This is a genomic window from Arthrobacter sp. MP_M4, assembly GCF_035984855.1.
Taxonomy (GTDB): domain Bacteria; phylum Actinomycetota; class Actinomycetes; order Actinomycetales; family Micrococcaceae; genus Arthrobacter.
This window is the reverse complement of sequence record NZ_JAXCHX010000013.1, coordinates 1-25,797: the sequence shown is the minus strand read 5'-3', so window position 1 is coordinate 25,797 and position 25,797 is coordinate 1. Positions and strand designations below refer to the sequence as shown.

16 protein-coding genes, 2 tRNA genes and 1 pseudogene are annotated in these 25,797 nt (G+C 67.3%); 9 read left to right on the top strand and 10 right to left on the bottom strand.

The features are described 5' to 3' along the window. Positions 1–184 precede the first annotated feature (184 nt). The 4 genes from RCH15_RS11120 to RCH15_RS11105 form a co-directional block, all read right to left on the bottom strand. Positions 185–1,345 carry a globin domain-containing protein gene (locus RCH15_RS11120; protein WP_326960723.1) on the bottom strand — a complete coding sequence of 387 codons (1,161 nt, stop codon included), beginning with the start codon at positions 1,343–1,345 and terminating at the stop codon, positions 185–187. Positions 1,346–1,489: 144 nt separating this feature from the next. Next, entirely contained in the window at positions 1,490–1,954 is a 465-nt protein-coding gene (locus RCH15_RS11115) for an RrF2 family transcriptional regulator (protein WP_326960722.1), read from the bottom strand. 19 nt (positions 1,955–1,973) lie between these two features. Further along, complete coding sequence (locus tag RCH15_RS11110; RefSeq protein WP_326960790.1) at positions 1,974–2,462, bottom strand: hypothetical protein; 489 nt, start codon at positions 2,460–2,462, stop codon at positions 1,974–1,976. A gap of 13 nt (positions 2,463–2,475) precedes the next feature. After that, positions 2,476–3,894, bottom strand: a complete 1,419-nt coding sequence (locus tag RCH15_RS11105) for a phosphomannomutase/phosphoglucomutase (protein ID WP_326960721.1) — start codon at positions 3,892–3,894, stop codon at positions 2,476–2,478. Between the two features lie 139 nt (positions 3,895–4,033). On the opposite strand from RCH15_RS11105, the gene RCH15_RS11100 reads away from it, so the two are divergent. Next, entirely contained in the window at positions 4,034–6,223 is a 2,190-nt protein-coding gene (locus RCH15_RS11100; protein WP_326960720.1) for a RecQ family ATP-dependent DNA helicase, read from the top strand. A gap of 12 nt (positions 6,224–6,235) precedes the next feature. Here RCH15_RS11100 and RCH15_RS11095 read toward each other — a convergent pair. From RCH15_RS11095 to RCH15_RS11085, 3 genes and pseudogenes are all read right to left on the bottom strand, one after another. Beyond that, a pseudogene (locus RCH15_RS11095) lies at positions 6,236–7,896 on the bottom strand (phytoene desaturase family protein). 244 nt (positions 7,897–8,140) lie between these two features. After that, positions 8,141–8,228, bottom strand: a tRNA-Ser gene (locus tag RCH15_RS11090). A gap of 142 nt (positions 8,229–8,370) precedes the next feature. Beyond that, on the bottom strand, positions 8,371–10,635 hold the full coding sequence (locus tag RCH15_RS11085) for a prolyl oligopeptidase family serine peptidase (RefSeq protein ID WP_326960719.1): 2,265 nt from the start codon (positions 10,633–10,635) through the stop codon (positions 8,371–8,373). A gap of 118 nt (positions 10,636–10,753) precedes the next feature. Here RCH15_RS11085 and RCH15_RS11080 point away from each other — a divergent pair, with 118 nt between their 5' ends. Continuing rightward, positions 10,754–12,754 carry an FAD/NAD(P)-binding protein gene (locus RCH15_RS11080; RefSeq protein WP_326960718.1) on the top strand — a complete coding sequence of 667 codons (2,001 nt, stop codon included), beginning with the start codon at positions 10,754–10,756 and terminating at the stop codon, positions 12,752–12,754. Positions 12,755–12,851: 97 nt separating this feature from the next. Here the strand turns inward: RCH15_RS11080 and RCH15_RS11075 are convergent, their stop codons facing one another. From RCH15_RS11075 to RCH15_RS11065, 3 genes are all read right to left on the bottom strand, one after another. After that, complete coding sequence (locus RCH15_RS11075) at positions 12,852–17,435, bottom strand: ExeM/NucH family extracellular endonuclease (RefSeq protein ID WP_326960717.1); 4,584 nt, start codon at positions 17,433–17,435, stop codon at positions 12,852–12,854. Between the two features lie 391 nt (positions 17,436–17,826). Continuing rightward, positions 17,827–18,615: a VOC family protein gene (locus RCH15_RS11070; protein WP_326960716.1), complete on the bottom strand. Its 789-nt coding sequence runs from the start codon at positions 18,613–18,615 to the stop codon at positions 17,827–17,829. A gap of 401 nt (positions 18,616–19,016) precedes the next feature. Further along, positions 19,017–19,104: transfer RNA gene (locus RCH15_RS11065), tRNA-Ser, on the bottom strand. Between the two features lie 171 nt (positions 19,105–19,275). Between RCH15_RS11065 and RCH15_RS11060 the strand changes: the two genes are divergently transcribed. The 7 genes from RCH15_RS11060 (at position 19,276) to RCH15_RS11030 (ending at position 25,708) form a co-directional block, all read left to right on the top strand. Then, positions 19,276–20,259, top strand: coding sequence for an NAD(P)H-quinone oxidoreductase (locus tag RCH15_RS11060; protein WP_326960715.1), 984 nt, complete (start codon positions 19,276–19,278; stop codon positions 20,257–20,259). A 145-nt stretch (positions 20,260–20,404) separates the two neighbouring features. Beyond that, the gene (locus RCH15_RS11055; protein WP_326960714.1) at positions 20,405–20,941 is read left to right on the top strand and encodes a PadR family transcriptional regulator; all 537 of its coding nucleotides are present in this window, start codon (positions 20,405–20,407) and stop codon (positions 20,939–20,941) included. Positions 20,942–21,076: 135 nt separating this feature from the next. Continuing rightward, the gene (locus tag RCH15_RS11050) at positions 21,077–23,377 is read left to right on the top strand and encodes a carbon starvation CstA family protein (RefSeq protein ID WP_409017138.1); all 2,301 of its coding nucleotides are present in this window, start codon (positions 21,077–21,079) and stop codon (positions 23,375–23,377) included. Positions 23,378–23,391: 14 nt separating this feature from the next. After that, the gene (locus RCH15_RS11045; protein WP_326960788.1) at positions 23,392–23,583 is read left to right on the top strand and encodes a YbdD/YjiX family protein; all 192 of its coding nucleotides are present in this window, start codon (positions 23,392–23,394) and stop codon (positions 23,581–23,583) included. 118 nt (positions 23,584–23,701) lie between these two features. Beyond that, positions 23,702–24,280, top strand: a complete 579-nt coding sequence (locus RCH15_RS11040; protein ID WP_326960713.1) for a bacterial proteasome activator family protein — start codon at positions 23,702–23,704, stop codon at positions 24,278–24,280. Between the two features lie 7 nt (positions 24,281–24,287). Next, the gene (locus RCH15_RS11035) at positions 24,288–24,743 is read left to right on the top strand and encodes a hypothetical protein (RefSeq protein ID WP_326960712.1); all 456 of its coding nucleotides are present in this window, start codon (positions 24,288–24,290) and stop codon (positions 24,741–24,743) included. A 119-nt stretch (positions 24,744–24,862) separates the two neighbouring features. Continuing rightward, entirely contained in the window at positions 24,863–25,708 is an 846-nt protein-coding gene (locus RCH15_RS11030) for an aldo/keto reductase (RefSeq protein ID WP_326960711.1), read from the top strand. The last annotated feature ends 89 nt before the right edge of the window (positions 25,709–25,797 follow it).

The window sequence follows — 25,797 nt, the reverse complement described above, 5'->3', positions numbered from 1 at the left end:
CAGCCCGGATCAAACGACGGCGGCCCCGCACCTTGCGAAAGGTGCGGGGCCGCCGTCGTTGGTCACCGCAGTTGTGGGTTGCGCGTTTCGTGGGCAGATCGGGGCGGCTGGCAGGCCGTCATCCGCCCTGAGCTGCCCGCCGGCGCGCTAAGGCAAGAACCGCCAGCAGGGATGCGGTGGTGAGTCAGCTGGCCAGCCAGATGTCCGGGCCGAAGACCTCGTAGTGGATCTTGGTGGCGGGAATTCCGGCGTTGATGGCCTCGTTCCGGATGTTCTTCATGAACGGCAGCGGCCCGCACAGGTACAGGGACGCGTTCGCCGGGAGATCAACCTCCCGCAGGCTCATGAACCCTTCCTTCGTGCCGGCTACGGGGCGTTCGAGCCACAGCTGGAGGTCGGCGCCGTCGAGACGTGCGACGTCGTCCGTCATCTGGCTGCGCAGCGCCCAGCTGTCCAGGTCGCTCTCCGCGTGCAGCACCAGGACCTGGCGGTCGGAGCCCGACGCGGCAAGGGAACGCAGGATGGAGGCAGTGGGAGTGCAGCCGATGCCGGCCGAGGCCAGAACCACGGGGCCGTCGCCTTCCTGAAGGGTGATCTCGCCGTAGGGGTTGGAGATCTCCAGGATGTCGCCCACCTGGACGTCGTTGTGCAGGACGGGGGAGACTTCGCCGCCGTCGTCCTTCTTGGTGGTGAAGCTGCGGCTCGTTCCGGCGTCGCCGGAGAGCGAGTACTGGCGGACCTGGCGGAGTCCGTCCGGGAGGGCGACCTTGACGCTGACGTACTGGCCCGGGAGGGCGGGGGTGATGGGGGTGTCGTCGGCCGGTTCCAGGATGAACGTCAGGGAGCCGGTGCCGGCAGGGGTCTTCGCGGCAACCCGCCACGGGCTCCACATGGAGTCGTTCGCCTGTGCAGCGTACAGCCCCTTTTCGAGCTTGATCAATGCGTCGGCCATCAGCCAGTAGACCTCGGTCCAGGCTTCGGCGATTTCGGGGGTGATGACGTCGGCGAGGTCATCGGCGATGGCGGCGAAGAGGTGTTCGTAAACCACCTGGTACTGCGGTTCGGTAATCCCGAGGGACGTGTGGCGGTGCGCGATGCGCGCGAGCACCGTCTCCGGCAGGGTTCCGGGATTGTTCACCAGATGGGTGGCGAAAGCGGCGATGCTTCCGGCCAGGGCCTGCTGCTGGTTGCCGTTGCGCTGGTTGGAGCGGCTAAAGAGCCCGTCCAGCAGTTCCGGGTGCGCTGCGAAAAGGCTGGCGTAGAACTTGGGCGTGATCTCACCGATCCGGGACCCCACCAGGGGGAGGGTGGCCTCGATGACGGGGAAGGACTTGTCCGAGAGCATGTTGACTCCTGAGATAGTGGTCCGCGTCTGTCAGCCGGACCGGTGAAAATACTTGTATTGAAAATGCGAGTATTTATATCTCAGTTCTACAGGGCGTAGAAAGTAACACCAAATCGGTAGGATTCCCGGGCGCGGCGGGACAGGTCAGAGGCTGGGGCTGAGCAGGCCGGGGCGCAGGCCGATCGCCTGGAACACCGGCTCCATTTGCCGTTCGGTCGGCAGGGACGCGACGACGAGACCATCGAGCTCGCTGTAAAACGCCTCCCGGGCGCGGGAGAGGGCTCCGCGGAGGCGGCACTCATTGATCAGCGGGCACACCCCGCCGGTAGCGATGCAGTCGGCAGGGTCCGTGCGGGTGTCCAGTTGGCGCAGGAGCTGGCCCACGGTGGCGACCTGCCCGGCACTGCTGAGCCGGGCACCGCCGTGCCGGCCGCGCTCGACGTCGATCATGCCCAGCTCGCGCAGCTTCGCCATCGCCTTGCTGACGTGGTTGTACGGCGTCCCGACGGCGTCGGCGATGCTTTGGGTGGTGAGGAGTGCACCGCCGGGCGCCGCCGCGAGCACCATCATGGCACGCAGGCTGACATCCGCGAAGGCGTTAATCTTCATACCACCAGCATACGGCGGTCTAGTCCACCCACACGCCTGGTTCGTTGGTATCAGCGGAGAGCTCGCCGAACTCCAGCTCACGCGTCGCGGGGTTCGCTGCGTAGGGCAGGACCGCGGCGAACAGCGAGCCGTCCCGGTGTTCGGCGGCCACATGGATCGCGTCCGAGGCCTCCTCCAGCAAGGTGATGTCGCAGACAATCGCTGCGGCGCGGAATTCGTCCCTGTGCTGGCGCAGCAGTTCCGTAAGATCATTGATCATCGAGTCCGCATCGAAGTCGGCGCCGGTGCCCTCGGCCGCGTCGGCGGGGGTGACGGCGACCAGTCGGACCTCGCCGTCGATCTCTACGACGAGGGCGAACGGCAGGAACCCGCCGTTGCGCTCGAGTTGTTCCTGGGCGGCGCCGACTCCGGTGCCCAGCAGGTTCTCCAGGTCTGTGGCGCTGGCCTCCGGGACGCTGTCCCGCCACGAACCGTTTGCCGCGGAAACCGCGCCGGCCTGCGCTGGCAGTTCCGTCACGGCCCTAGCCTCGGACCAGTGCCAGGACGCGGTCGCGGACCCGCTCCATGGTGGCTTTGTCCGTGGCCTCGACGTTCAGGCGGAGGAACGGCTCGGTGTTGGAAGGGCGCAGGTTGAACCAGTAGCTGCCGTCCGTGGCGGTGAAGGTACTGCCGTCGAGGTGATCCACCGTGACGTCCTCGGAGCGGAAGTCCAGCCGGACCCGTTCCACGGCGCCGGCCTTGTCATCGATTTCCGAGTTGATCTCGCCGGAGGATACGTAGGGCTCGTACTCGCGGCCAAGATCGGACAGCTGACCGGCCTGCTCACCGAGGGCGGCAAGGACGTGCATCGCGGCAAGCATGCCGGTGTCTGCGTTCCAAAAGTCGCGGAAGTAGAAGTGGGCGGAGTGTTCGCCGCCGAAGATGGCACCCTCTGCCGCCATTTCGGCCTTGATGAAGGAATGCCCCACGCGGGTGCGTACGGCCCGGCCGCCGTGGCGGGCTACCAGTTCCGGGACGGCGCGGGACGTCAGCAGGTTGTGAATGACGGCGGGAGTGGCTTCGCCGAGTGCCTGGGCGCGGGCAATCTCGCGGCGGGCCACCATCCCCGTGATCGCGGACGGCGAGACGGGTTCGCCCTTTTCGTCAATGACGAAGCAGCGGTCCGCGTCGCCGTCGAACGCCAGTCCGATGTCCGCGCCGTGTTCGACGACGGCCGCCTGCAGGTCGCGCAGGTTCTCCGGCTCGAGCGGGTTGGCGGGGTGGTTCGGGAAGGATCCGTCCAGCTCGAAGTACAGCGGAACGATCTCCAGGGGGAGCTTGGGCAGCAGGACGTCGCCGAGCACTGCCGGCGTGGTGAGGCCGGCCATGCCGTTGCCGGCGTCCACTACCACCTTCAGCGGGCGGGAGCCGCGCAGGTCCACGAGGCTGCGCAGGTACTCGGCGTAGCCCTTGAGGACGTCGTGGACCCCGATCAGGCCGCGGGTGGCAGCGGCGGGAATGGAGCCGGCGTTGAGGTATTCCTCGGCGCGGGCCTGGATTTCCTTGAGCCCGGTTTCGGACGAAATGGGTTCGGCGCCGGCCTTTGACATTTTGATGCCGTTGTATTCGGCGGGGTTGTGGCTGGCCGTGAACGTGGCGCCGGCTGCATTGAGCGCACCGCAGGCGTAGTAGAGCTCATCGGTGGAGATGAGGTCGAGCAGCTGGACGTTGGCTCCGCGCCGGGCGGCGCCGTTGGCGAAGGCCTTGCTGAATTCGGGGGAGGAGGGGCGCATGTCTCCGCCGACCAGGACCGTTTGGCCTTCCAGCTGCAGGATATCGACGAAGGCAGCACCCACGGCCTCGACGATCTCCGCGGTGATTGATTCGCCGACTATGCCGCGCACGTCGTAGGCCTTGAAGGAGGCCGAAAGGTCAAATGTCTTCGTCTGGTCCGTAGTCACGCGTCTTATCCTACGTCGCAGCCCAATCAGGGGGTGGAGGTACTCCGGTGGTTTCGTTTTATCCCGGATCCGCCGGAATTGTCCACACGGCGGAGCCGGCGGCTTCGCGCCTGTCGGAGGGGGCTGGGATACTGAACCAATGGCTAATTCCGAGAACGCTGCAGTCCTGTCCGCTTCCCCCGCTGTCCCAGCAGGGCTGGGCGGGACCCGGGAGCAGGCGCAGGAGGTGCTGCGAGAACTCGTCGGGCACCCCCAGGCGGAGTTCCACGACGGCCAGTTTGAGGCGATCGAGGCGCTCGTCGACGGCGGCCGGCGGGCCCTCGTGGTCCAGCGCACCGGGTGGGGCAAGTCGGCGGTTTACTTCGTCTCGTCCCTGCTGCTCCGGCGCCGCGGTGCCGGGCCCACCCTGATTGTCTCGCCGCTGCTGGCGCTCATGCGTGACCAGGTGGCCGCCGCGGCGCGGGCCGGGGTCCGTGCAGTGGCCATCAACTCCGCCAACCAGCTGGAATGGGACACCGTCCGTGAACAACTCGCCGCGGACGAGGTCGATGTCCTGCTGGTTTCGCCCGAGCGGCTCACCAATCCCTCCTTCCGGGAAAACCAGCTGCCGGAACTGATCCGCCGCACCGGGCTGCTGGTCATCGATGAGGCCCACTGCATCTCCGACTGGGGCCACGATTTCCGGCCGGATTACCGGCGCATCGCGGACCTGATCACCCAGTTGCCGGACTCCATTCCGGTGCTGGCCACCACCGCCACCGCCAACTCCCGGGTGGTCCACGACATCGAGGAGCAGCTGGGTGCCGGGGTGCTCACCATTCGCGGCGCCCTGGGACGTGAGTCGCTCCGGCTGGGCGTGCTGCGTCTGCCGGATTCCCGGGACCGCCTCGGCTGGTTGCTGACGCATTTGAAAGACCTGCCGGGCAGCGGCATCATCTACACACTGACCGTCTCCGCCGCCGAGGATACCGCCCGGCTCCTCGCCGAAGCCGGACACGAGGTGCTCGCCTACACCGGGCGCACCGACCCCGCGGACCGCGAACGCGCGGAGCAGCTCCTTAAGGACAACCAGGTTAAGGCGCTCGTGGCCACCTCCGCCCTGGGCATGGGCTTTGACAAGCCGGACCTCGGGTTCGTGGTGCACCTGGGGGCGCCGTCCTCGCCGGTGGCGTACTACCAGCAGGTCGGCCGTGCCGGCCGCGGCGCTGCCAACGCCGATGTCCTGCTGCTGCCCGGGTCCGAGGACCGGGATATCTGGCAGTACTTCGCCACGGCGTCCATGCCCTCGGAAGAGAAAGCCGGCGCCGTCCTCAGCGCCCTCGCCGACGCCGGAACGGCAGTGTCCACCGTGGCGCTGGAGGCGCGCGTGGATCTGCGCCGGACCCCGCTGGAGTTGCTGTTGAAGGTCCTGGCGGTGGACGGGGCCGTGGAGCGCGTGGGTGGCGGCTGGCGGTCCACCGGGCAGCAGTGGACGTACGACGCCGAGCGGTACGGCCGGATCGCCGAGGCCCGCGTGGACGAGCAGGACTCGATGGTGATCTACCAGGACACCGCCGGTTGCCGGATGGAATACATCACCTCCGTTCTGGACGACGAAACGGCCCGGGCCTGCGGCCGTTGCGATAACTGCGCCGGCCAGTGGTTTCCGGCAGATATCGCCGCGTCGGCCACCGAAGCCGCCGGCCAGACGCTGAGCCGCGCCGGTGTGCCGCTGGAACCCCGGCTGCAGTGGCCCAGCGGCATGGACCGGCTGGGCGTGCCGGTGAAAGGCAAGATCAAGCCCGACGAAAGCGTCGCCGCAGGCCGTGCCCTGGCCCGGCTCACCGACCTCGGCTGGGGCGGTGCCCTGCGCGAAGCCTTCGGCGCGGGAGCTCCAGACCGCGCCGTGGATCCGGGCATGCTTCAGGCGTGCGTCCAGGTCCTCCGCGAATGGGGCGCCGGTGACCCCCGCACACCCGGCTGGAGCGGGGCAGGCCGGCCCGCCGCCATCATCAGCGTCCCGTCCCGCGGCAAACCCGCACTGGTGGACTCCCTGGCGCGGGGCATCTCCGAGATCGGCCGGATCCCCTATCTCGGGCAGTTGCAGCTGGAGCACGGCGGACCCACCGGCGGGCGCGGCGGCAACAGCGCCTACCGGCTTGCCGGGGTCTGGGACCGCCTCGTGGTGGGACCGGAGCTCGAAGCGGCCCTGGCCGGAATCCAAGGCCAGAGCGTGATGTTGATTGATGATCTGGTCGACAGCCGCTGGACCGTAACGGTTGCCGGCCGGGCCCTCCGGCTTGCCGGCGCAGGCGCGGTGCTGCCGTTGGTGCTCGGCCAGGCCGGCTGACCACCGCCGGGCTCAGCCCTGCGGAGTCCGCCATGTTGCGAGGGTGCCGGCGTCCGGCGGTCCGGATTCGAGCACTGCCATCGCCGCGTTGTGCCCTCCAATGCCGCTGACTGCACCGCCGCGCCGGGCACCCGACCCGCAGATCAGGATCCGCGGGTCATCCGTCTGGACACCCCAGCGCCGGGCCGGAGTGTCCAGCGGAGCGGTGTCCTCCACGAACGGCCAGTCGAGGCCGCCGTGGAAGATGTTGCCCCGCGGCATGCCCACGGCCCGTTCAATGTCCAGGGTGGTCTTCGTCTCAATGCACGGCTGCCCGTCCGGACCGGTCAGCAGCAGGTCCTGAATGGGCTCGGCGAGGACCGAGTTCAGGGACTTCAGGACGGCCGCCTGCAGTTCGGCACGGCGTCGTTCGTTGTTATCCGCTGTGATCAGCCGGTCCGGGACGTGCAGGCCGAACACGGTCAGGGTGTGCACGCCGGCGGCCTGCAGTTCCGGGGACAGGATGCTGGGGTCCGTCAGCGAGTGGCAGTAGATCTCACAGGGGAGCGGGTCCGGTATGGTTCCGGCTGCAGCGGCGAGGTAGGCGGCGTCCAGCTGGGACCAGGTCTCGTTGATGTGGAAGGTCCCGCCGAATGCAGCTTCCGGGCTGACCGCCGGATCCAGCAGCCGGGGAAGCCGGGTCAGGAGTAAGTTCACTTTGACCTGCGCACCCTCCCGAAGATGGTTGGGGTTACGGCCGGCACCGGAGGTGACGACGCCGGCAGCCGCCGGGTCCCGGAGCCGGTCCAGGACCACGGGGGCCACGTTGGCCAGGACCCAGGTGGCGGTAGCGGTGTGTTCCGTTCCGTCGTGCTGGTAACTGACCACTCCTTCCGGGCCGACAGCGGTGACTTCCGCGGACGTCCGAATCACCGCCCCGGCTTCCCGGGCCGCCCGGTCAAGCTCGCCGGACACCGCCCCCATTCCGCCGACGGGCACATCCCAGTTCCCGGATCCGCCGCCGATCAGGTGGTAGAGGAAGCAGATGTTCTGCTGCAGGTCGGCGTCGCCGGCGCGGGCGAAGGTGCCGATCAGGGCGTCGGTCAGCACCACGCCCCGGACCAGGTCGTGCCGGAGCGAGCCGGCGATGGCCTCCCCGACGGGGTGCTCGACCATGGCGTTCCACACCTCCTCCGCCCCGGCGCGCAATGCGAGGATCCGGGCTTCGGAGCGGGTCGGCAGCGGAGCGGTGAGGGTGGGCCAGAGGGCCTCGGTCAGCCGGCGTAGAACCCGGTGAACGCGCGGTAATCGTCCTCCGGGGCCCCGACGGCCGCAAAGGACGCCGCGGTTGCATCCGCGTCCGCGTTGTCAATCAGCAGGCCGCGGCGGCTGTCGAGCGGGTCGGGGGTGTAGGAGGAATACCGGCGCCGCTCCAGCCGGATGCGCAGGCCAAGGTCGTCAATGATTTGCTGCGGGAGCAGGCTTACAAGGTAGGAGTAGCGCGAGAGGCGCGCATCGACGCCGGCGAACGCCTGGGCGGACACCGCCGCGCCGCCGGATTGCTCGAGTCGTTCCAGCAGCAGGACACTCCGGCCGGCTTTGGCCAGATACGCTGCCGCGGCCAGGCCGTTGTGGCCGCCGCCGACGATGATCGCGTCATACGCGCTGCCTCCGGGCACGGGGTTGCTCACCATGGCCCCATCCTGCCACCCCGGTTCCCGGACGGCGCCGGGTGTCCGGTACCCGGACCTGCGCCCCAACCTGCGAACACACCCGGGACTCCGGGCAATGCCCGAAAACGCCCTGTCCGGAAATGCAATGCCCGAAATGCCATGCCCGGAATGCCATGTCCGGAAATGCCATGTCAGGTAACGCCATGTCAGGTAACGCCATGCCCGGAAACGCAAAAGACCCCGGTCCAGGGACCGGGGCCAAACGCGGAGACGGGGGGATTTGAACCCCCGGTGGAGTTGTGCCCCACACTTCATTAGCAGTGAAGCCCATTCGGCCGCTCTGGCACGTCTCCAATTGCTATTAACTAGCCAACCAAGGATACGCAGAAGGTGCCATGCAAGGCAAAACGGCCACCCCGGGGTCACTTCCGGCCCATGGTGGGGCCCCGGATGGGCCCGACGTGACCCCGCGGTGTTCCCTTGGGCGGTCCGGGATCAGGCGCCGCGCCCGGCCAGCGCCCGCCACAGGAAGTGCTGGCTGCGGCTCTGCAGCGCCGCGGCCTGCCGGTTGTCCGAGGCTCCGGCGTGACCGCCTTCGAGCGCCTCGTGGAACCAGACGTTGGGGATGCCCATCGCCTGCATGCGCGCGGCCATCTTCCGTGCCTGGACCGGTCCCACCCGGTCATCCGACGTGGCCGTCCAGATAAACGTCTCCGGGTACTCCACCCCGTCCTTGAGCAGATGGTAAGGGGAGAACGTCTTGATGAACTCCCACTGACCGGGATCGTCCGGGTCGCCGTACTCGGCAATCCAGGAGTAGCCGGCGGACAGTTTGGTGTAGCGGCGCATGTCCAGCAGCGGGACCCCGCAGGACACGGCGCCGAAAAGGTCCGGGTACCGGGTGAGCATGTTCCCCACCAGCAGGCCGCCGTTGGAGCCGCCCACGCAGCCGAGCCGCTCGCGGGACGTCACGCCGCGGGAAATCAGATCCGCCGCCACCGCGGCGAAGTCCTCGTAGGCCCGGTGCCGCTTCTCCTGCAGAGCCGCGCGGTGCCAGGAGGGTCCGTATTCCCCGCCGCCGCGGATGTTGGCCACCGCGTAGACCCCGCCCCGGCTATGCGGGGCGTCCCCGTCGTGCCCGGCCGATTCCTCGGTGCGGCGTTCCAACCAGGCCCGGCCCACCGCGCCGCTGTAGGCGGGGGTCCGGGAGATCTCGAAGCCGCCGTAGCCGGAGAGCTGTGTGGGGTTCTGGCCGTCCAGCACCAGATCCCTGGACGCCACCTGGAAATACGGTACCCGGGTGCCGTCCTCTGAGATGGCAAAGTGCTGCTGGACCTCATAGGCCGCCTCGTTGAAGAACGAGGGGGAGGACCGGATCACCTCGTGGGTGCTCTCCACACCGGCGCCGCCGGGGGCGCGCTTCAGGGTTCCGCGGGTCAGGGTGCTCGGCGTGGTGAAGCCGGTCGCGAGGAGCCAGAAGTCGTTTCCCGCACCGGGGGATGCGTTCCCGGTGGCAGGGGCGTCGTCCGAGCCGCTGGCGGTGTCCTCGTCGTCGACGGCAAACGCGTTGACATCGTGCAGCGGCGGGCAGGCATCAAGCACGGTGGACGCCCAGGCGGTGTCCGTTCCGGGCTGCTGCGGATCGAGGACCCGGATCTCCGAGGAGACATCGTGGAGCAGGTTCAGCAGCAGGAAGTCCCGGGTCCAACTCCAGGATTGGAGGGAGGTGTGCCCGTCCGGAGCGAACAGCACGGACAGGTCCCGGCTGCCGGCCAGGAAGGCTTCGAACCCGGCGGCCAGCAGCGAGCCGGCCGGATAGGTGGCGGTGCCCACGGTCCAGTCCTGCTGCGGCCGGAACAGCAGCCAGTCGCGGTGTGAACTGATGTTTACATCGGCCGGTACGTCGATGGTTACCCATTCCCCGTCGCGCAGCACGGAGGTGGTCTTTTCGAAGAAACTGATCCAGTCCACGGCGAAGGTCCGCTCGAAGCCCGGTGTGGAGTCATGCGCCACCAGCGCCATCATGTGTTCGGCCGGGATGTCGAACAGCCGCTCGGCCGTGGCCAGGGACCCGCCGCGGCGCAGCGAGACGCCGGTCCGGGCGTAGGAGGACGTGGTGCTGGGCAGCCCCTCGGCCGTGGACGCGACCAGCAGGGTGTCCGCGTCCAGCCAGGAGGCGTTGCCCTTAGCTGTGGGCAGGTCGAAGCCGCCGGCCGCCGGGTCCACGAAGCTGCGGGACTCGACGTCGAACTCCCGGTACCGGTTCGCGTCGCCGCCGTCGGGGGACAAGGCCAGCAGTGCACGCCGGTGCGGCTCCCCCGCGGCGGGGCGCAGGAAACTGGCGCCGTGGAAGACCCACTCCTCACCCTCCGCCGCGGCCAGGGCATCCACGTCCAGCAGAACGTCCCACTCCGGGGACCCGCCCCGGTAGCTGGTCCAGCTGGTCCGGCGCCAGAGGCCCTTGGGGTTCTCGCGGTCCTTCCAGAAGTTGTAGTACCAGTCGCCGTGCTTGCCCACCATGGCGATCCGGTTGGTGGAATCGAGCACGTCGAGGATGCTGTTTTCCAGGGCGGTGTACTCCGGATCCTCTAACAGCTCCTCGGTGCGGGCGTTTTGTTCCCGGACCCAGGCGAGCTGTTCCTCGCCGTAGATCTCCTCGAGCCAGATGTTCTCGTCGACGGGTTCGGAGGCGGAGCCTTCTGCAGCGTTTGCGGTGGGGCGGTCGGGCGCGGGCGGGGGAGCAGCTTCAGCGGTGGTCATTTTTCCATCCAAGCAACATCGGCGCGGCAGTAGCAAGTCACGCCGAAGTGCCCGGGGACGGTTCCGGCCGAATCCATCGGGTCCGGGCAGCGGGTCCGTTGCGGATACGCTGGATGCCGTGGGCATATCGCAGAGCATCCGGACGGCAGTGATTGGCGCCGGTCCCCGGGGAACCAGCGTCCTGGAGCGGCTGCTGGCCAACTGGTCGCCCTCCGGTCCGGGAAGCACCCTGCACATCGACGTCATCGATCCCTACCCCGCCGGTCCGGGGCACGTGTGGCAGCCAGGGCAGTCCCGGCTCTATCTGATGAACACGCAGTCCTTCTACCCCACCGTTATCCCGGAGGACCCGGACCTCGCCGCGCCGCTGGCCGGCTCCACCTTCGACTGCTGGCGCGAGCAGCAGCGCGAGCAGCCCCTGCCCTCGCTCACCGCGGAGGAGCGCGCCGAACTGTCCGGGCTTGGATCCGCCGACTTTCCCAGCCGGGCCCTGTATGGCCGCTACCTGCGCTGCACGCTCGAGGAGCTGCTGTCCCGCCTGCCCGCCGGGGCCACCGTGGATTTCCACGCCGTGGAGGCCGTGTCCGTCCGCCATGCCGGCGCCCCCGCCCCGGAGGAAGCGGACGAGCCCCGCGTGCGGTTCGACGTCGGACTTGCCGACGGCGCCGTGCTCACCGTTGATTCCGTGGTGCTCGCTCTGGGCCACCTGGCATCCCGGCTCAACCCCGAACAGCGCGAACTGGCGGCGGCGGCGGCGGACCTGGGGCTGCTGTACCTGCCGCCGGCCGTTCCTGCCGACGTCGACTGGTCGCTGGTGCCGGCCGTCAAGCCGGTGCTGGTGCGCGGGATGGGTTTGAACTTCTTCGATGCCATGGGCCAGTTGACCGAGGGCCGCGGCGGGCAGTTCGTGCCCAACGAGGACGGCGGCCTACGCTATCTGCCTTCCGGCCGTGAACCGCTGATCTTTGCAGCGTCACGGCGTGGCACACCGTACCGCGCGAAAGCAACCCTCACCGGCTACTACCCCGACGCCGTGGTCCTGAAGTACTGCACCGAAAGTGCCCTGGCAAGATTTGAAAAAGCCGGTATCCGGCCGGGCTTCGACCACGATCTTTGGCCCCTCCTGCACCGCGATGCCCTCTGGGCTTACTATTCGACGCTGGCGCGCTCGCAACCGGGCGCGATCCTGACGGATCCGGGGGAATTCCTGAAAGCGCTGGAGGAGGCCCTGCGCCCGCACGCGCATTCCGCCGTGAAGTGGGAGGACCAGGTGGATTCCGTCCTGGCGGTCCATCTCCGCCCCTCCCACCGGCTCAATCTCCTGGGTCTGGCGGCGCCGCTGGCCGGCCGGTCCTTTAGCTCCCGCGCGGAACTCGACCACGCCGTCGTCGACTACCTGCTCGACGATGCCCGACGGTCCGCCCAGGGCGAAGATGACCCGGTGAAGATGACCATCGGGGCGCTGCACCACGGCAGGGCGGTGCTGAAGACCGTCGTCGCGGACGGGGGCATTACCGACGCATCGTGGGTCGCCGGGCTCCGGGGCTGGTTCGAAGCATTCGTGGAAGGCCTGGCCAGCGGGCCGCCGGCACTGCGGGCCGAACAGCTCGCGGCGCTGGTCAGCGCCGGCGTCGTCCGGTTCGTCGGGCCGGACCCGAAGTTCGGCGTGGACCGCAGCGCCGGGACGTTCACGGCCGTCTCACCCTGGGTGGGCAACAGCGCGGATGGCGGCGGGGACGTGGTGGCTGCCGGGGCCATGGTTGAGGCGCTGGCGCCCGCGAACCGGGTGGCGGTCAACGAATCAGCCCTGCTGGAACAGCTGATCGCCGAAGGCCTGCTCCGGCCGCGGCTCATGATGACGGCGGAAGGAACGCCAGTTCCGGCGTCCGGGCTGGATGTGGCATCCCACCCCTACCGGCCCCTGGACGCCACCGGCGCGGTGACCGACGGCCTGTACGTCCTGGGGCTGCAGCTGTCCGCCGTGCAGTGGGGCATCGCGATCGCGGCCGAGGCCCGGCCAAAGAACGGACCGGTGTACCGCAGCGGCCAGCGGACCCTGCGGGACGCCGACGAGATCGCCCGGGCCGTCCTTGGGTGCGAAGGCCTCGCCAACAAATGAGCATGCCCTCCGCCCGGGCCGGGCAACGGACATATTGGCTATATGTCCACTGCTGCGGCCCGGGGGAGGGCATGCTCACTGGGTCAGGGCCGGGAAACTAGCCCTTCAGGCACTTCTGGTACTGGATCCAGGCGATCGAGTACTTGATCCACCCAAAGACGTCGTACCACTTCTTCGGCGGAACCGGTGCGGTGCACTTCGGCGGGACAGGGACGCTGGCTGCGACCTTTACGGCTGCCTTGATGACGGTGCCGGATTCGACGGCGGTGAGCACCAGGGTGCCCGTACCGGCAGCGGCGCCGGCCGGAACCGGAACGCTCACCGTGGCGGCGCCGGCGGTAACCGGCACCGTGCCTAGTGCCGTGACGGTGCCGTTGGCGGCCGTGAACTCGGCGCGCAGCGCGGTGTTCACGGGGCTGCCAAGGGAGGTGAGGTCCAGTTTGGAGACGGCCAGGGTGATGGCCTCCCCGGGCTTGACCTCGGCGGCGGTGGAGTTCACCACAGCGACGGAGCGGCGGGCGAAGTCCGGGGCGACCGGGCTGTGCGCCTGCAGGTACTTGATCCAGGCGTCGCGGTCCACGAGTCCGGAGTCCTTCGTGCCGGTTCCGGAGGTGAAGATGCGGAAGTTGTCGCCGCCTGTGGCCAGGAAGCTGAACGTTCCGATCCGGTAGGACTTTGCCGGGTCGATCAATGCGCCGTTGACCCGGATCGAGGTGATCCGGTCACCGGCGGCGCGGGCGGCGTCGTAGGTGTAGTTGACGTTCTTGGACAGGCCGAGCTGCTGGTAGGCGCGGCTGGGAACCGTGCCGTCCGGGTTGGTCTGCCACTGCTGCTCGAGGAGCGTCTTGAACTGCCCGCCGGTCAGCGAGGTGGTCCATAGGTTGTTCACGAACGGCAGGACCGCGTTGGCCTCGGCGTAGGTGATGGTGCCGTCCGGCGCGTAGTAGAGCTCGTTGCGCAGTCCGCCCGGGTTGACGACGCCGATCTCGGCGCCGCCCAGTTCCGTCGCCTTGAGCGAGTCGACCAGGGAGTCGGCGACGAGGTTGCCCAGGGTGGACTCGCTGCCGCGGTCATCGCGTGTTGCCGGGGTGGTGGCGGTGGCAGGGGTAAAGGCGGTGGTGATATCAGCGCTCACCTTGCCAACCGGCTGGTTGCCGACGACCGCCGCGTCGGCCAGGGCTTTATCGACGATGGTCTTGACGGCTGCGACCCGGGGATATGTGGCCACGAGGTCGGCGGCCGGCTGGTCCGCGGTGGTGGTGCGCTTGACGTTGCCGGCCTTGTAGCCGGTCACCGACATGGTCTTCGTGTCGATGGTCAGCTGGATCTGGCCGATGAACTCGCCGTAGTTGCCGGTCTGGACGATCGGGCGGGTCTTGCCCTCAACACCGGGGACCGGTGCGTCCCAGGAGTACTGCTTGTGGGTGTGGCCGTTGAAGATCGCCGCAACGTCCGGGGTGACCTCGGTGACCAGCTTGGCGAAGGGGCCGCCGGCAGCGACTTCCTGTGCCAGGGTGGAGCCCTCGGGCGTGCCGGAGCCGGCGCCGTCGTGGTTTTCCACGATGATCACGTCGGCCAGTTTGTCCGTCTTGATCTTCGCGGCGACGCGGTTGATGGCCGCGACAGGGTCACCGAACTCAAGGTCGGCGATGCCGGCGGGGGTGACCAGTGAGGGCACTTCCTGGGTGACAGTTCCGATCACGGCGACCTTGATGCCGTTCAGGTCGAGCACCGTGTATTCCGGCAGGACCGGCTCGGTGGTGCCCTTCTTGTAAACGTTGGCGCCCAGGTACGGGAACTTGGCGTTGGCTCCGCCCGCGATGATGCGGTCGCGCAGGTCAGCCCAGCCGCCGTCGAACTCGTGGTTGCCGACGGCCGAGGTGCGCAGCTCCAGGGCGTTCAGCACATCGATGGTCGGCTGGTCCTTGGCAACGGCCGAGGCGAACAATGAGGCGCCAATGTTGTCACCTGCGGACAGGAACGCCGTGGCGCCGGGAGCGGCAGCCGCCCGCAGCTTCTCGACGGTTCCCGCGAAAAACACGGTGTTCGAATCCATCCGGCCATGGAAATCGTTGATGTTGAGGAGGTTCAGCTCCACACTGGCCGGGAGGGCCGGGGTGACGGGCAGATCCAGCCCCACCACCACCGGATCGTGGTCGCTCGCCCGGAACTGGTCCGGGACGTAGTAGTTGGTGACGTTGCTGTTGTAGCGGCTGTACTCCAGCGCCACGGATTCCACGGAGTTGATGTTCCAGATGTCCGCGCCGGTGGCGATGGCGTTGGCGCCCGGTGAGGCGAGGATGTGATCGAGTGAGCCCACCAAACCGCCGAAGAGGTAGGAGTGCTTGGCGGATCCGTCGGCGTTCTTGGCTTTCTCGTCCTGGTTGACGTATCCGGCGGCCGTGAGGACGTTGATCGGGTCTTCCTTGGCGTAGGAGTTGAAGTCGCCAATCAGGAAGACCTTGTCGGTGTCCTTGGATTTCTGCAGTTCATCGGAGAACGCCAGCAGGGACTGGGCCTGGGCAATGCGGGCGAGGTTTGAGGCGCCTTGTCCCTTGTCCGTGTCGGCGGGGGTCGCGGCTGAGCCCTTGGACTTGAAGTGGTTGGCGATCGCGATGAACTTCTTGTCCTCGCTTGCGCCGACCGGCTGGAAGACCTGGGCCAGCGGCTTGCGGGCGCTGGCGAACGCGGCAGTGTCGTTGTGGATGATGGATTCGCCCACCGGCTCTGCTGCTGCTTTCTTGAAGATGAAGGCGGTGCGGATCATGTCTTCATCAGACATCGGGGGTGCGTTGGCGGGGGTGCGGACGTAATCCCAGATGCCGGGTGTCGCGATATTCAGCGACTCCACGAGCTTCGCGAGGGCATCATCACGGTTCTTGCCGAACTGAGCCGAGTTCTCGACCTCCATCAGGGTAACGATGTCGGCGCCGGACTTGGTGATGGCGGTGACGATCTTGTCCTGCTGGCGCTTGAAGTTTTCCGCATTGGCGGCCCCCCGGAGGTTGCAGCCGTCCTTGACGGTGATGGGGTTGCCTTCACGGTCGGTGTAGAACCTGCAGCTCGCAATCTGGTCACCGGTCGTGGGGAAGTAGTTCAGCACGTTGAAAGATGCGAGCTTGAGGTTGCCGCCCACGGCCGCCGGGGCGTCCGTGCGGGTGGCACCAAAACTGATCGGCTGGACCGCGTCCGCGTTGGCGGGGGTCAGCTGGGTCAGCGGCTGGAACTTCCAGGAGTTGTTCGTGTAGCTGAGCACCACATTGGTTTTGAAGCTCACCGGTGATCCGACGCGGACGGGTTCCGCGGGCGTCAGATACGGCAGCGGCAGGGCCTTGGTGGTGGCGTCCTTGAGGAAGTTGGTGGTGGCGCCGTCGTCGAGCTTGATGCCGCGGGCGGCGTTGGCGGCGACGGTGGCGGTGTACTCGGCTGAACCAAAGGGCGCGACGGCGGTGGGCTGCTCCAGCGGGGTGCTTCCGCCGGCCAGGCCGATTTCGCCGTACTGGTTCAGGGAGAAGTTGTCGGCAACCGTCACGGGCCCCTGCGGGGTAAGCAGCATGCCTTCGAGGGATTCCCGGAAGGCTTCCTCAGCCGGGAGCGCAAAGCCGGTGGCCTTGACTTCCGGCGCGGCCTCGGTGAGCTTTTTCAGATCTGCCGCGGCGGCAACGGTCACCTGGGTCATGCCGAAGTATTCGCTGACCGCGCCTGTTACCTCGACGTAGTCGCCGATCTGGACGGATCCGGCCGTTGCGGACGAGAAGACGAAGACGGCGTCCGACGCCGAGTGGCTGGCCGGGGTCAGGTCGCCGCCGGTGCCGGGGGTCTGGATGTAGTAGCCGGCGAACCCTCCGGTGGGGAATGCCGCGGTGACCTTGCCGCGCGTGGTGACGGAGCTCCCGACGAGGGGACTGGCAGCGCCGTTGCCCTGGATCTCGGCGATGGTCTTGACCGTCGGGGGAGTGACGGGGCCGGGATCGGCGGGCGGATCAACCGGCGGATCGACAGGGGCGGCACCGCCGTTGGCGGCCGTGGGGGTGATGGTCGCGTTCAGGGCGAAATCTGCGGAGTTGTTGTTGCTGTCCACGCCGTTGCTGCGGTTCAGGCTCTTGACGTCGGCGTTGCCCGACGGCGCCGCTGCGGCCTGCGTTTCAAAGGTGTTGGACGTTCCATAGCCGAGCAGATCAGCGACATTGGCCGGTTCGATCACTGAGCCGGTGCCCAGGGGGTTCAACGCCGCCGTCTGTTTGGCCAGGACGATCGTCCCGGTGGTACCGCTCGGGTTGAAGCCGGTGGCCGTGAGATCGGCCGCCGGCAGGTCAGCGGCCGTCGATGCGCTGGAGTTGGTTCCGCCCTTAATCAGGAAGTAGCCCTTGGCCGGGATGCTTCCGCTCAGTGGAACGGGGCCGCTCGGTGCCGTGCTGCCGGTTCCGGGGCGGTACTGCAGGGACCAGCCGTCCAGGGCGACCGGTGCATCCGAGGTGTTGTACAGCTCAATGAACTTGTTCTTGTAGGTTGCGCCGGCGCTGCCGCCGCTGAGGTATGCCTCGTTGATAATGACTGGCGAGGTGCCAGCCGCTGCCGGGGAGACCTCCGCGGCGAACGCCGGCACAGCGGCCAGCGGTGCTGCGATGAGCCCCGCTGACAGCGCTGTGCCCAGCGCGGTTTTCCAAGGTATGTGTTTCATCCGCTCTAACTCTCATTGGGGCGCCCGGGTAAGGGCTGGGTGGAGGGTGTCCGGTGATGCCACGGACCGGCCGGTCCTGCTCCTGGTCAAGCAGTTACCGGCACATCAAAACAGGAGTGAATGAACACGATGTGTCTTGGGCGTGCATTCGGCGAGACGTCCCCCAGCGGAACGCGTCACAGCCGGAGCCGGGGCACCAACAGGGCATCCCGGCAACGGAATGGGTGCAGCACCCGGCGCAAGCCGGGTTTACCGTGCCGGGCCCCATACCCGGCCAGGCACTCCAAAAGAATACCGGCCGGTAGCCCCGAGGGAAGGGCCCGGCCGGTAATTTTTTTGCGCATTTTTTCCCAAGGCTGCCGGGGTTCCGGCGGCCTTGAGTGACGGTATGTCAGGGGGCTGCCGGTACCGTCCCGGCGATGATTTTGAGCATGGCTCCGGTGGGGTCAACAAGGCTGGCAAGCCGCCCGTGCGGCGTATCAGCGGGGGCCTCGATCACCTGGCCGCCCATGGCCACGGCCGCATCGGCGGCGGCATCTGTGTTTTCCACGGCGAAGTAAACCTCCCAATGGGACGGTACCCCCGCAGGCAGGTCGCCGGCGGCGTCCATGATTCCGGCCTTCGCCGCCTCCCCGGCTCCCAGCGTGGTGTAACGGAACTCAGGAGTGTCGCTCAGAACGGACGTGTCCCACCCGAACACGTCCTGATAGAACTTCACGGCGGCGGCATAATCCCTGGCGGAAAGTTCGTGCCATGCCGGGGCGCCGGGTTCCGCGGCGAGGCCGTAGCCCTTCATGGCGCCAGGTTGCCACAGTCCGATTGCCGCGCCGGTGGCGTCGCCGATCATCGCCATGGTGCCTTGGCCGGGCACATCCATGGGCTCAAGGTAGACCTGTCCGCCGTGCTCGGCGGCGCTCTTAACCGCCGTCCTGGCGTCATCCGTGCGCAGGTAGGTGGACCATACGTCCGGGAACCCGGCCTGGGCCTCCTGTTTCTGCATAATGCCGGCGATCGGCTGGCCGTTCTTCAGTGCCGTGATGTATCCGCCGTATTTCTCCTGGTCCCCGGTCTCAAATGTCCAGCCAAACAGTGTCCCGTAGAAGGCTTTCGCTGTTTCCGTGTCGGAGGTCATCAGGTCGATCCAGCACGGCGCTCCATTGGCGTGCTCAGGTGATGGCATTGCGGGCTCCTTTTCTCTGCTGCGGCGGGCCTGAGGCTGACGGTCCGCACGGGGTGGGTTGTCGAGGAAACACCGGAAGCGTAGGCCGGAGCGGCCGCGGTTTCAAGGGGTCCGGGCCGCCGCACCCGCCGGCGCGTCCTTTTCGCGGCCATGAGCGGCCATGAGCGGGCATGTGCGCTGCCACTACCCCAGACCGCCCGCCTGACCCTTGGGGCATTCCTGGAATACGCCGCACGTCAACGGCCCGTGGCTGGTCTTCGATTGTTGCGTGCCTCTCGGGGGCATGTCCGCGTCGGGGGTGATTCGCCCCCGGAAAGAAGGCTCCGCCTGCTATTCGAGCGTTCCGGCCTGCAAAAATGCCCCCGGTTCCGCGCTGAGCGCTGACCCGGGGGCATTATTCGCGGAAGGTAAGAGATTCGAACTCTTGGTACGGGGTCACCGCACACTGGTTTTCAAGACCAGCTCCATCGGCCGCTCGGACAACCTTCCCTACCGAGTAGTGTTTCATAGGCAGTCGGCAGCGACAAAAACCGCGGCCGCGCCCGCGGACCGGGGTTCCTGCTTTCGCATACTGTGGAAGGAAGCGTTGCAGATTCCGGGTGCCACAGGCGCCCCCCTGCCGCAGGCTGTAACACGTTCGCTAGAAATCGGGAGTTCTCCATGAAGGCCGTCTACATCGCAAAGCCGGGCGGACCCGAGGTCCTGGAGGTCCGCGAGGTTCCGCCCCCGGTGCCCGGTCCCGGTGAAGTGCTGATCGACGTCGTCGCCGCCGGCCTCAACCGCGCCGACGTCCAGCAGCGGAAGGGATACTACCCGCCCCCGCCCGGCGCTTCGGAGGTTCCCGGGCTGGAAGTCTCCGGCCGGATCGCCGGCTTTGGCCCCAATGTCAGCAAGCCGTTCTCCGTGGGTGACAAAGTGGTGGCCCTGCTGGCCGGTGGCGGCTACGCCCAGCAGGTGGCCGTTGCTGCGGGTCAGGTCCTGAGGATTCCCGATGGCGTGGACCTCGTCACGGCAGCATCGCTACCGGAAGTGGCGGCGACGGTGTACTCCAACCTGATCATGACGGCGCAGCTGCAGCCGGGGGAGACGGTCCTGATTCACGGGGCCACCGGCGGCATCGGCACCATGGCCATCCAGCTGGCCAAGGCCTACGGTGCCACGGTGGCCACCACGGCGGGCACCGTGGAGAAGGTCAGCACCGCCAAGGCGTTCCTCGGCGCGGACATTGCGATCAACTACGTCGAGGAAGACTTCCCGGAAAGCCTGCGCGCACAGAACGGGGGTAAGGGAGCCGACGTCATTCTCGACGTCGTCGGCGCCAAATACCTCGCGCAGAACGTGGACGCCCTGGCAGTCTATGGGCGCCTCGTGGTGATCGGGTTGCAGGGCGGCGCCACAGGTGAGCTGGACCTCGGCAAACTCCTGGCCAAGCGCGCGGCAATCATTGCCACTGCCTTGCGCCCCCGGCCCGTGGAGGAGAAGGCCGTGATCATGGACGCCGTCCGGGACGCAGTCTGGCCGATGCTGGCAGACGGCCGGATCCGCCCGCTCGTAGCCAAAACGTTTCCGCTGGACCAGGTCGCGGCCGCGCACACCTACTTCGATTCAGGGGACCACGTGGGCAAGGTATTGCTCGCCCTGTAGTCCGCCCGGGGGCGTCGACGTCGTCCATCGGCGGCATACCGAAATTACCCGGCGATGGAGAGTGGCGGTAATGTCATTCCATACGCGGTATACACGCGTCCTGGGGCGCGTGTATGCTGGCGTCCCGCCACCCACCGGGAGCAGCATGTCCATCCGTTACAGCCTTCTGGCACTCCTGCAGGACCGGCCGCGCTATGGCTACCAGCTCAGGCTCGAATTCGAAGACCGCACCGGATCATCCTGGCCACTGAACATCGGGCAGGTCTACACCACGCTCGACCGCCTTGAACGCGACGGCCTGGTCAGCAAGGACGGTGCGGACGGTGAAGGCCACGTGATCTACAGCATCACGACCGCCGGCCGGGAAGAAGTCGGCAGCTGGTTCGGCTCCCCGGTGCCGCGGGCCAGCCCGCCGCGCAATGAACTGGCGATCAAACTTGCCCTGGGGCTGACGCTGCCCGGCGTGAACGTCGGCGCCGCGATCCACGCCCAGCGTGCCGTGTCCATCCGGGCACTGCAGGAGTACACCAAGGCCCGGCGTGACATGGCGTCCCAGCAGCACCCGACCGACACCGCCCGGCTTTTGGTGCTGGATTCGCTGATTTTTCAAACCGAGGCCGAGGTGCGCTGGCTGGACCTTTGCGAGGCACGGCTCATGCAGTTGACCGGCCCGCCCGCCTGAATTTTCCGCGCCGTTCGTCGCCACTTCCAGACCGCCCGGCGCAAGGCCATACCCAGGCATCGCCGTGCTTGGTAGGGTGCCTTGGGGCACTTCTGTTCGTGGACTTGCCCCGCTGGGGTTTCTCAAGGAGGAGACATGGGCACAATGCCGGATAGCACGCCAAAGAATGTACTGGTCGACGACGGCATCACGCCGGACCCGGCCCTTCCGCCCACCGCGGTGGATGTGACGGTGCTCGACGCCGAGGACCGCAAATGGACGCCCGCGAAAATTGCGCTCTGGGCGGCGATTTCCCTGTTGGGTGCCGTTGCCTGGTTCATGCTGGCAATCGTCCGCGGCGAAACGGTCAACGCCATCTGGTTCGTGTTCGCCGCGGTGTGCACCTACCTGATCGGCTACCGCTTCTACTCGAAGGTCATCGAGCGGTATCTGCTCAAGCCCAATGACCGCCGGGCCACGCCTGCGGAGTACAAAGCCGACGGCAAGGACTACGTCCGGACGGACCGCAACGTCCTGTTCGGCCACCACTTCGCCGCCATTGCCGGCGCCGGGCCCCTCGTCGGCCCGATCCTCGCCGCCCAGATGGGTTACCTCCCGGGCACCATCTGGATTATCTTCGGCGTCGTGTTTGCCGGCGCCGTCCAGGACTACGTGGTCCTGTTCTTCTCCATGCGCCGCGGCGGGCGCTCGCTGGGCCAGATGGCCCGCGAGGAACTCGGCGTCATCGGCGGCACCGCCGCGCTGATCGCCACCCTGCTGATCATGGTCATCATCGTCGCCATCCTGGCCCTCGTCGTCGTCAACGCGCTGGCGGAGAGCCCGTGGGGCGTCTTCTCCGTCGGCATGACCATTCCGATTGCCCTCTTCATGGGCATCTACCTGCGCTTCCTCCGCCCCGGCAAGATCCTGGAAGTCTCCCTGATCGGCTTCGTGCTGCTGATGGCGGCCATCATTGGCGGCGGTGCCGTCGCCGCCACCGAGTGGGGCGACGCCTTCTTCACCCTGGATAAGGTCACCATCGCCTGGGCCCTCATCATCTACGGTTTCATCGCCGCCATCCTGCCGGTCTGGCTGCTGCTGGCTCCGCGTGACTACCTCTCCACCTTCATGAAGATCGGCGTCATCGTGATGCTGGCCCTCGCCGTGATCGTTGTCCGGCCGGAAATCTCCGTCCCGGCCTTCAGCGAATTCGCCAGCCGCGACAACGGTCCGGTCTTCCCTGGCGCCGTGTTCCCGTTCCTCTTCGTCACCATCGCCTGCGGCGCTCTTTCCGGGTTCCACGCCCTGATCGCCTCCGGCACGACGCCGAAGCTGATCGAGAAGGAACGCCAGTCCCGCTACATCGGCTACGGCGGAATGCTGATGGAGTCCTTCGTGGCCATCATGGCCCTCGTGGCAGCGATCTCCATTGACCGCGGGCTTTACTTCGCCATGAATGCCCCGGCCGCCCTCACCGGCACCACGGTGGAAACGGCGGCCGCCTGGGTCAACAGCCTGGGACTGTCCGGCGTCAACATCAGCCCGAGCCTGCTGTCCGAGACGGCCGCGAACGTCGGCGAAAACACTGTCGTGTCCCGCACCGGCGGGGCGCCCACCCTCGCCGTTGGCCTTGCCCACATCATGCAGCAATTCATCGGCGGCACGGCGTTGATGGGCTTCTGGTACCACTTCGCCATCATGTTCGAGGCCCTGTTCATCCTGACCGCGGTCGACGCCGGCACCCGGGTGGCGCGCTTCATGCTGCAGGACTCGATTGGCAACTTCGTCCCCAGGTTCAAGGACCACTCCTGGCGCCCCGGCGCCTGGCTCGCCACCGCCGTGATGGTCGCGGCCTGGGGGGCTGTGCTGATCATGGGCGTCACGGACCCGCTGGGTGGCATCAACACGCTGTTCCCGTTGTTCGGAATCGCCAACCAGCTGCTGGCCGCCATCGCCCTTTCCGTCTGCATGGCCATTGCGGCCAAGAAGGGATCCTTCAAGTACCTCTGGATCATCGCCCTGCCGATGGCGTTCGCGGCCGTCGTCACCATCACGGCCAGCTACCAGAAGATCTTCTCTTCCACTCCGGCGGTCGGCTACTTCGCCAACAACGCGGCCTTCTCCAAGGCGCTCGCGGACGGCAAGACCTCCTTCGGCACAGCCAAGACCGTCCCGGCCATGGAGGCAGTGATCCGCAATACCGCTATCCAGGGCTGGCTCTCAGTGATCTTCGTGGTGCTCAGTATCATCGTCATCGCCGCATCACTCATCGCCACGTACAAGGCGTTCCGCAACGTCAAGGCCGGAGTAGTCAACAGCGACAATGAGGATCCTGCTCTGCCGTCCCGCGTCTTCGCTCCGGCCGGACCGATCCCCACCGCGGCGGAGCGTGAGCTCAAGTCAAAGTGGGACCAGCTGCCGGCGGAGAAGCGGACCGCCAAGGCCGCCCACCACTGATGCGCGAGGGTCCGATGAATGCCGTCATGGCGGGCTTCCGGGGATTCGCCCGGTACCTGGGCGGGGTGATGGGCGAGGATGCGTACGCAAAGTACCTGGCCCACCACGCCGGCGCCGGGCACGGTTCCGCGCCGATGACTGAAAAGGAGTTCTGGCGGGACCAGACGGACCGTCAGGAAGCCAATCCGCAGGGCAGGTGCTGCTGATCAGTTTGAGCTGATCGGCGCGGCCTTTACCGGAGGGCGCCGCAGGGTACGAAAGTGCCCCGCGGCGCCCTCTGCGGTTGTGCGGCACGTGGTTCCGGGCACGTGAGAGTATGAACGCATGAGCGATCCGCACCAAACAGAACCCGACGGCGGTGTTCCCCTGGAAGGCACCGCGCGGCCCAGGTCCGGCCAGCTCCAGGACCTCGTGGACCAGCCTGCGAAGGTCATGCGGATCGGGACCATGATGAAGCAGCTCCTTGATGAAGTTAAGACAGCCCCGCTCGACGACGCAGCGCGCATCCGGCTGGCGGAGATCCACGAACGCTCCATCAAGGAACTCGAGGACGGTCTGGCGCCGGAACTGGTTGAGGAGCTGGAACGGATCACCCTCCCCTTTCCTGCGGACGGCACCCCGTCGGACGCGGAACTGCGGATCGCCCAGGCCCAGCTGGTCGGTTGGCTGGAGGGCCTCTTCCACGGCATCCAGACTGCCCTCGCGGCCCAGCATGCCTCCCGGGAGCACGCCGCGGCCCAGGCGCAGCTCCGCCAGCTGCCGCCCGGAACGGTGATCGCCCCCGGGGTGATTATCGGAGAGAACGGCGAGCCGCAACGCGCCGAAGTGCCCAGGCCCGGCGCGGAGACGCCGCGGTCTCCCGCCCTCGCGGACCCGGACCACGGTCCCGGCCAGTACCTTTAGGGCACTTGTGGGATTCTTCAGCGCTGCCCGCCAGGGCCGCAAAGACGACGTTGAGCTCGGCAAGGGTCTCTGGCGGCGCGCCCACGACCGCTTCATCCGGGGCCTCGACCGCTACCACCAGATTCTTGAGGGAGTGGAGGACGAGGCACTCTATGGTGAGCTCGTGGCCATTGCCGATGATCTCTCCGCGCTCTCGGGCCGGGTCCGGTCCATCTGCGCGGAGGCCCAGCGGCGATCGCCCAGCGACGGCCTCGATATCCCGGGACGCCTGGCCGGAGTCCACCGGGCCCTGTCCACGGCCGGGAATTCCCTGGCTACTACGGCCGAGGCAGCAGCTATGCTCCGACTCGCGCTTAACCCGGTTCCGGCGGGGGCGGAATCGGTGCGGCGCCGTGCCCGGACCGTGGTGGAGCACGTCAACGACGCGGAGCGCCGGCTCGCCGAGGCCGGTGTCAATGACTAATTTGCTGCGGCCAGGGGCTTCGGTGTCCGGGGGGCGGGGCTAAAATTCCCGGTTAAGCGCCTAGCTTAGCTGCGCCGTTTGCACTGGCGGTATGCCGGAGCGGTTGCAAGGATAGTTATATGACTTTTTCACCGGTACTGACTTTCAATGACGGCAACACCATCCCCCAGCTGGGCTATGGAGTGTGGCAGGTCGAAGACGACGTCGCCGAAAAGGTGGTTGCCCAGGCTTTTGAAGCCGGATACCGCCACATCGACACCGCCAAGATCTACGGCAACGAAGCCGGGGTGGGCCGGGCGATCAAGCGCTCCGGGCTCAAGCCTGAAGAAATCTTCATCACCACCAAACTGTGGAACGCGGACCAGGGCTATGAGTCCACGCTGAAGGCGTTTGACGAATCCATGGAGCGCCTGGGCTTGGAGACCCTTGATCTGTACCTGATCCACTGGATGCAGCCGAAGCAGGACAAGTACGTGGACACCTGGAAGGCCCTGATCGAGCTGCAGAAGCAGGGACGGGTCAAGACCATCGGCGTCTCCAACTTCACCAAGGAAGGACTGCAACGCCTGATCGACGAGACCGGCGTGGTACCGGCCATCAACCAGGTGGAACTGCACCCCTTCTTCAACCAGGCTGACCTGCGCGAGTTCAATGCCTCCAAGGGCATCCTCACCCAGGCGTGGTCCCCCCTGGGCCAGGGTGGCGAGCTGCTGGAAAGCGCTGTCATCGGCCAGATTGCGGCCAAGCACAACGCCACTCCGGCGCAGGTGGTCATCGCCTGGCACCTGGCCGTCGGCAACGTGGTCATCCCCAAGTCCGTGACTGAATCACGAATCCGCGAGAACTACGCCGCGCTGGATGTCAGCCTGGACGAAACCGACGTGCAGGCCATCAACGGCCTCGACAACTCAGCGGAAGGTGCCGGCCGCATCGGCGCGGACCCGGCAGTCTCCGACTTCGCCTAGGGCGTGTCTCCTTATTGGCGTAGCCAGATGACGACGGCGTAGAGGACAACACCGGCACGGTAGGTCAGTGCGAGTTTGTCGTAACGGGT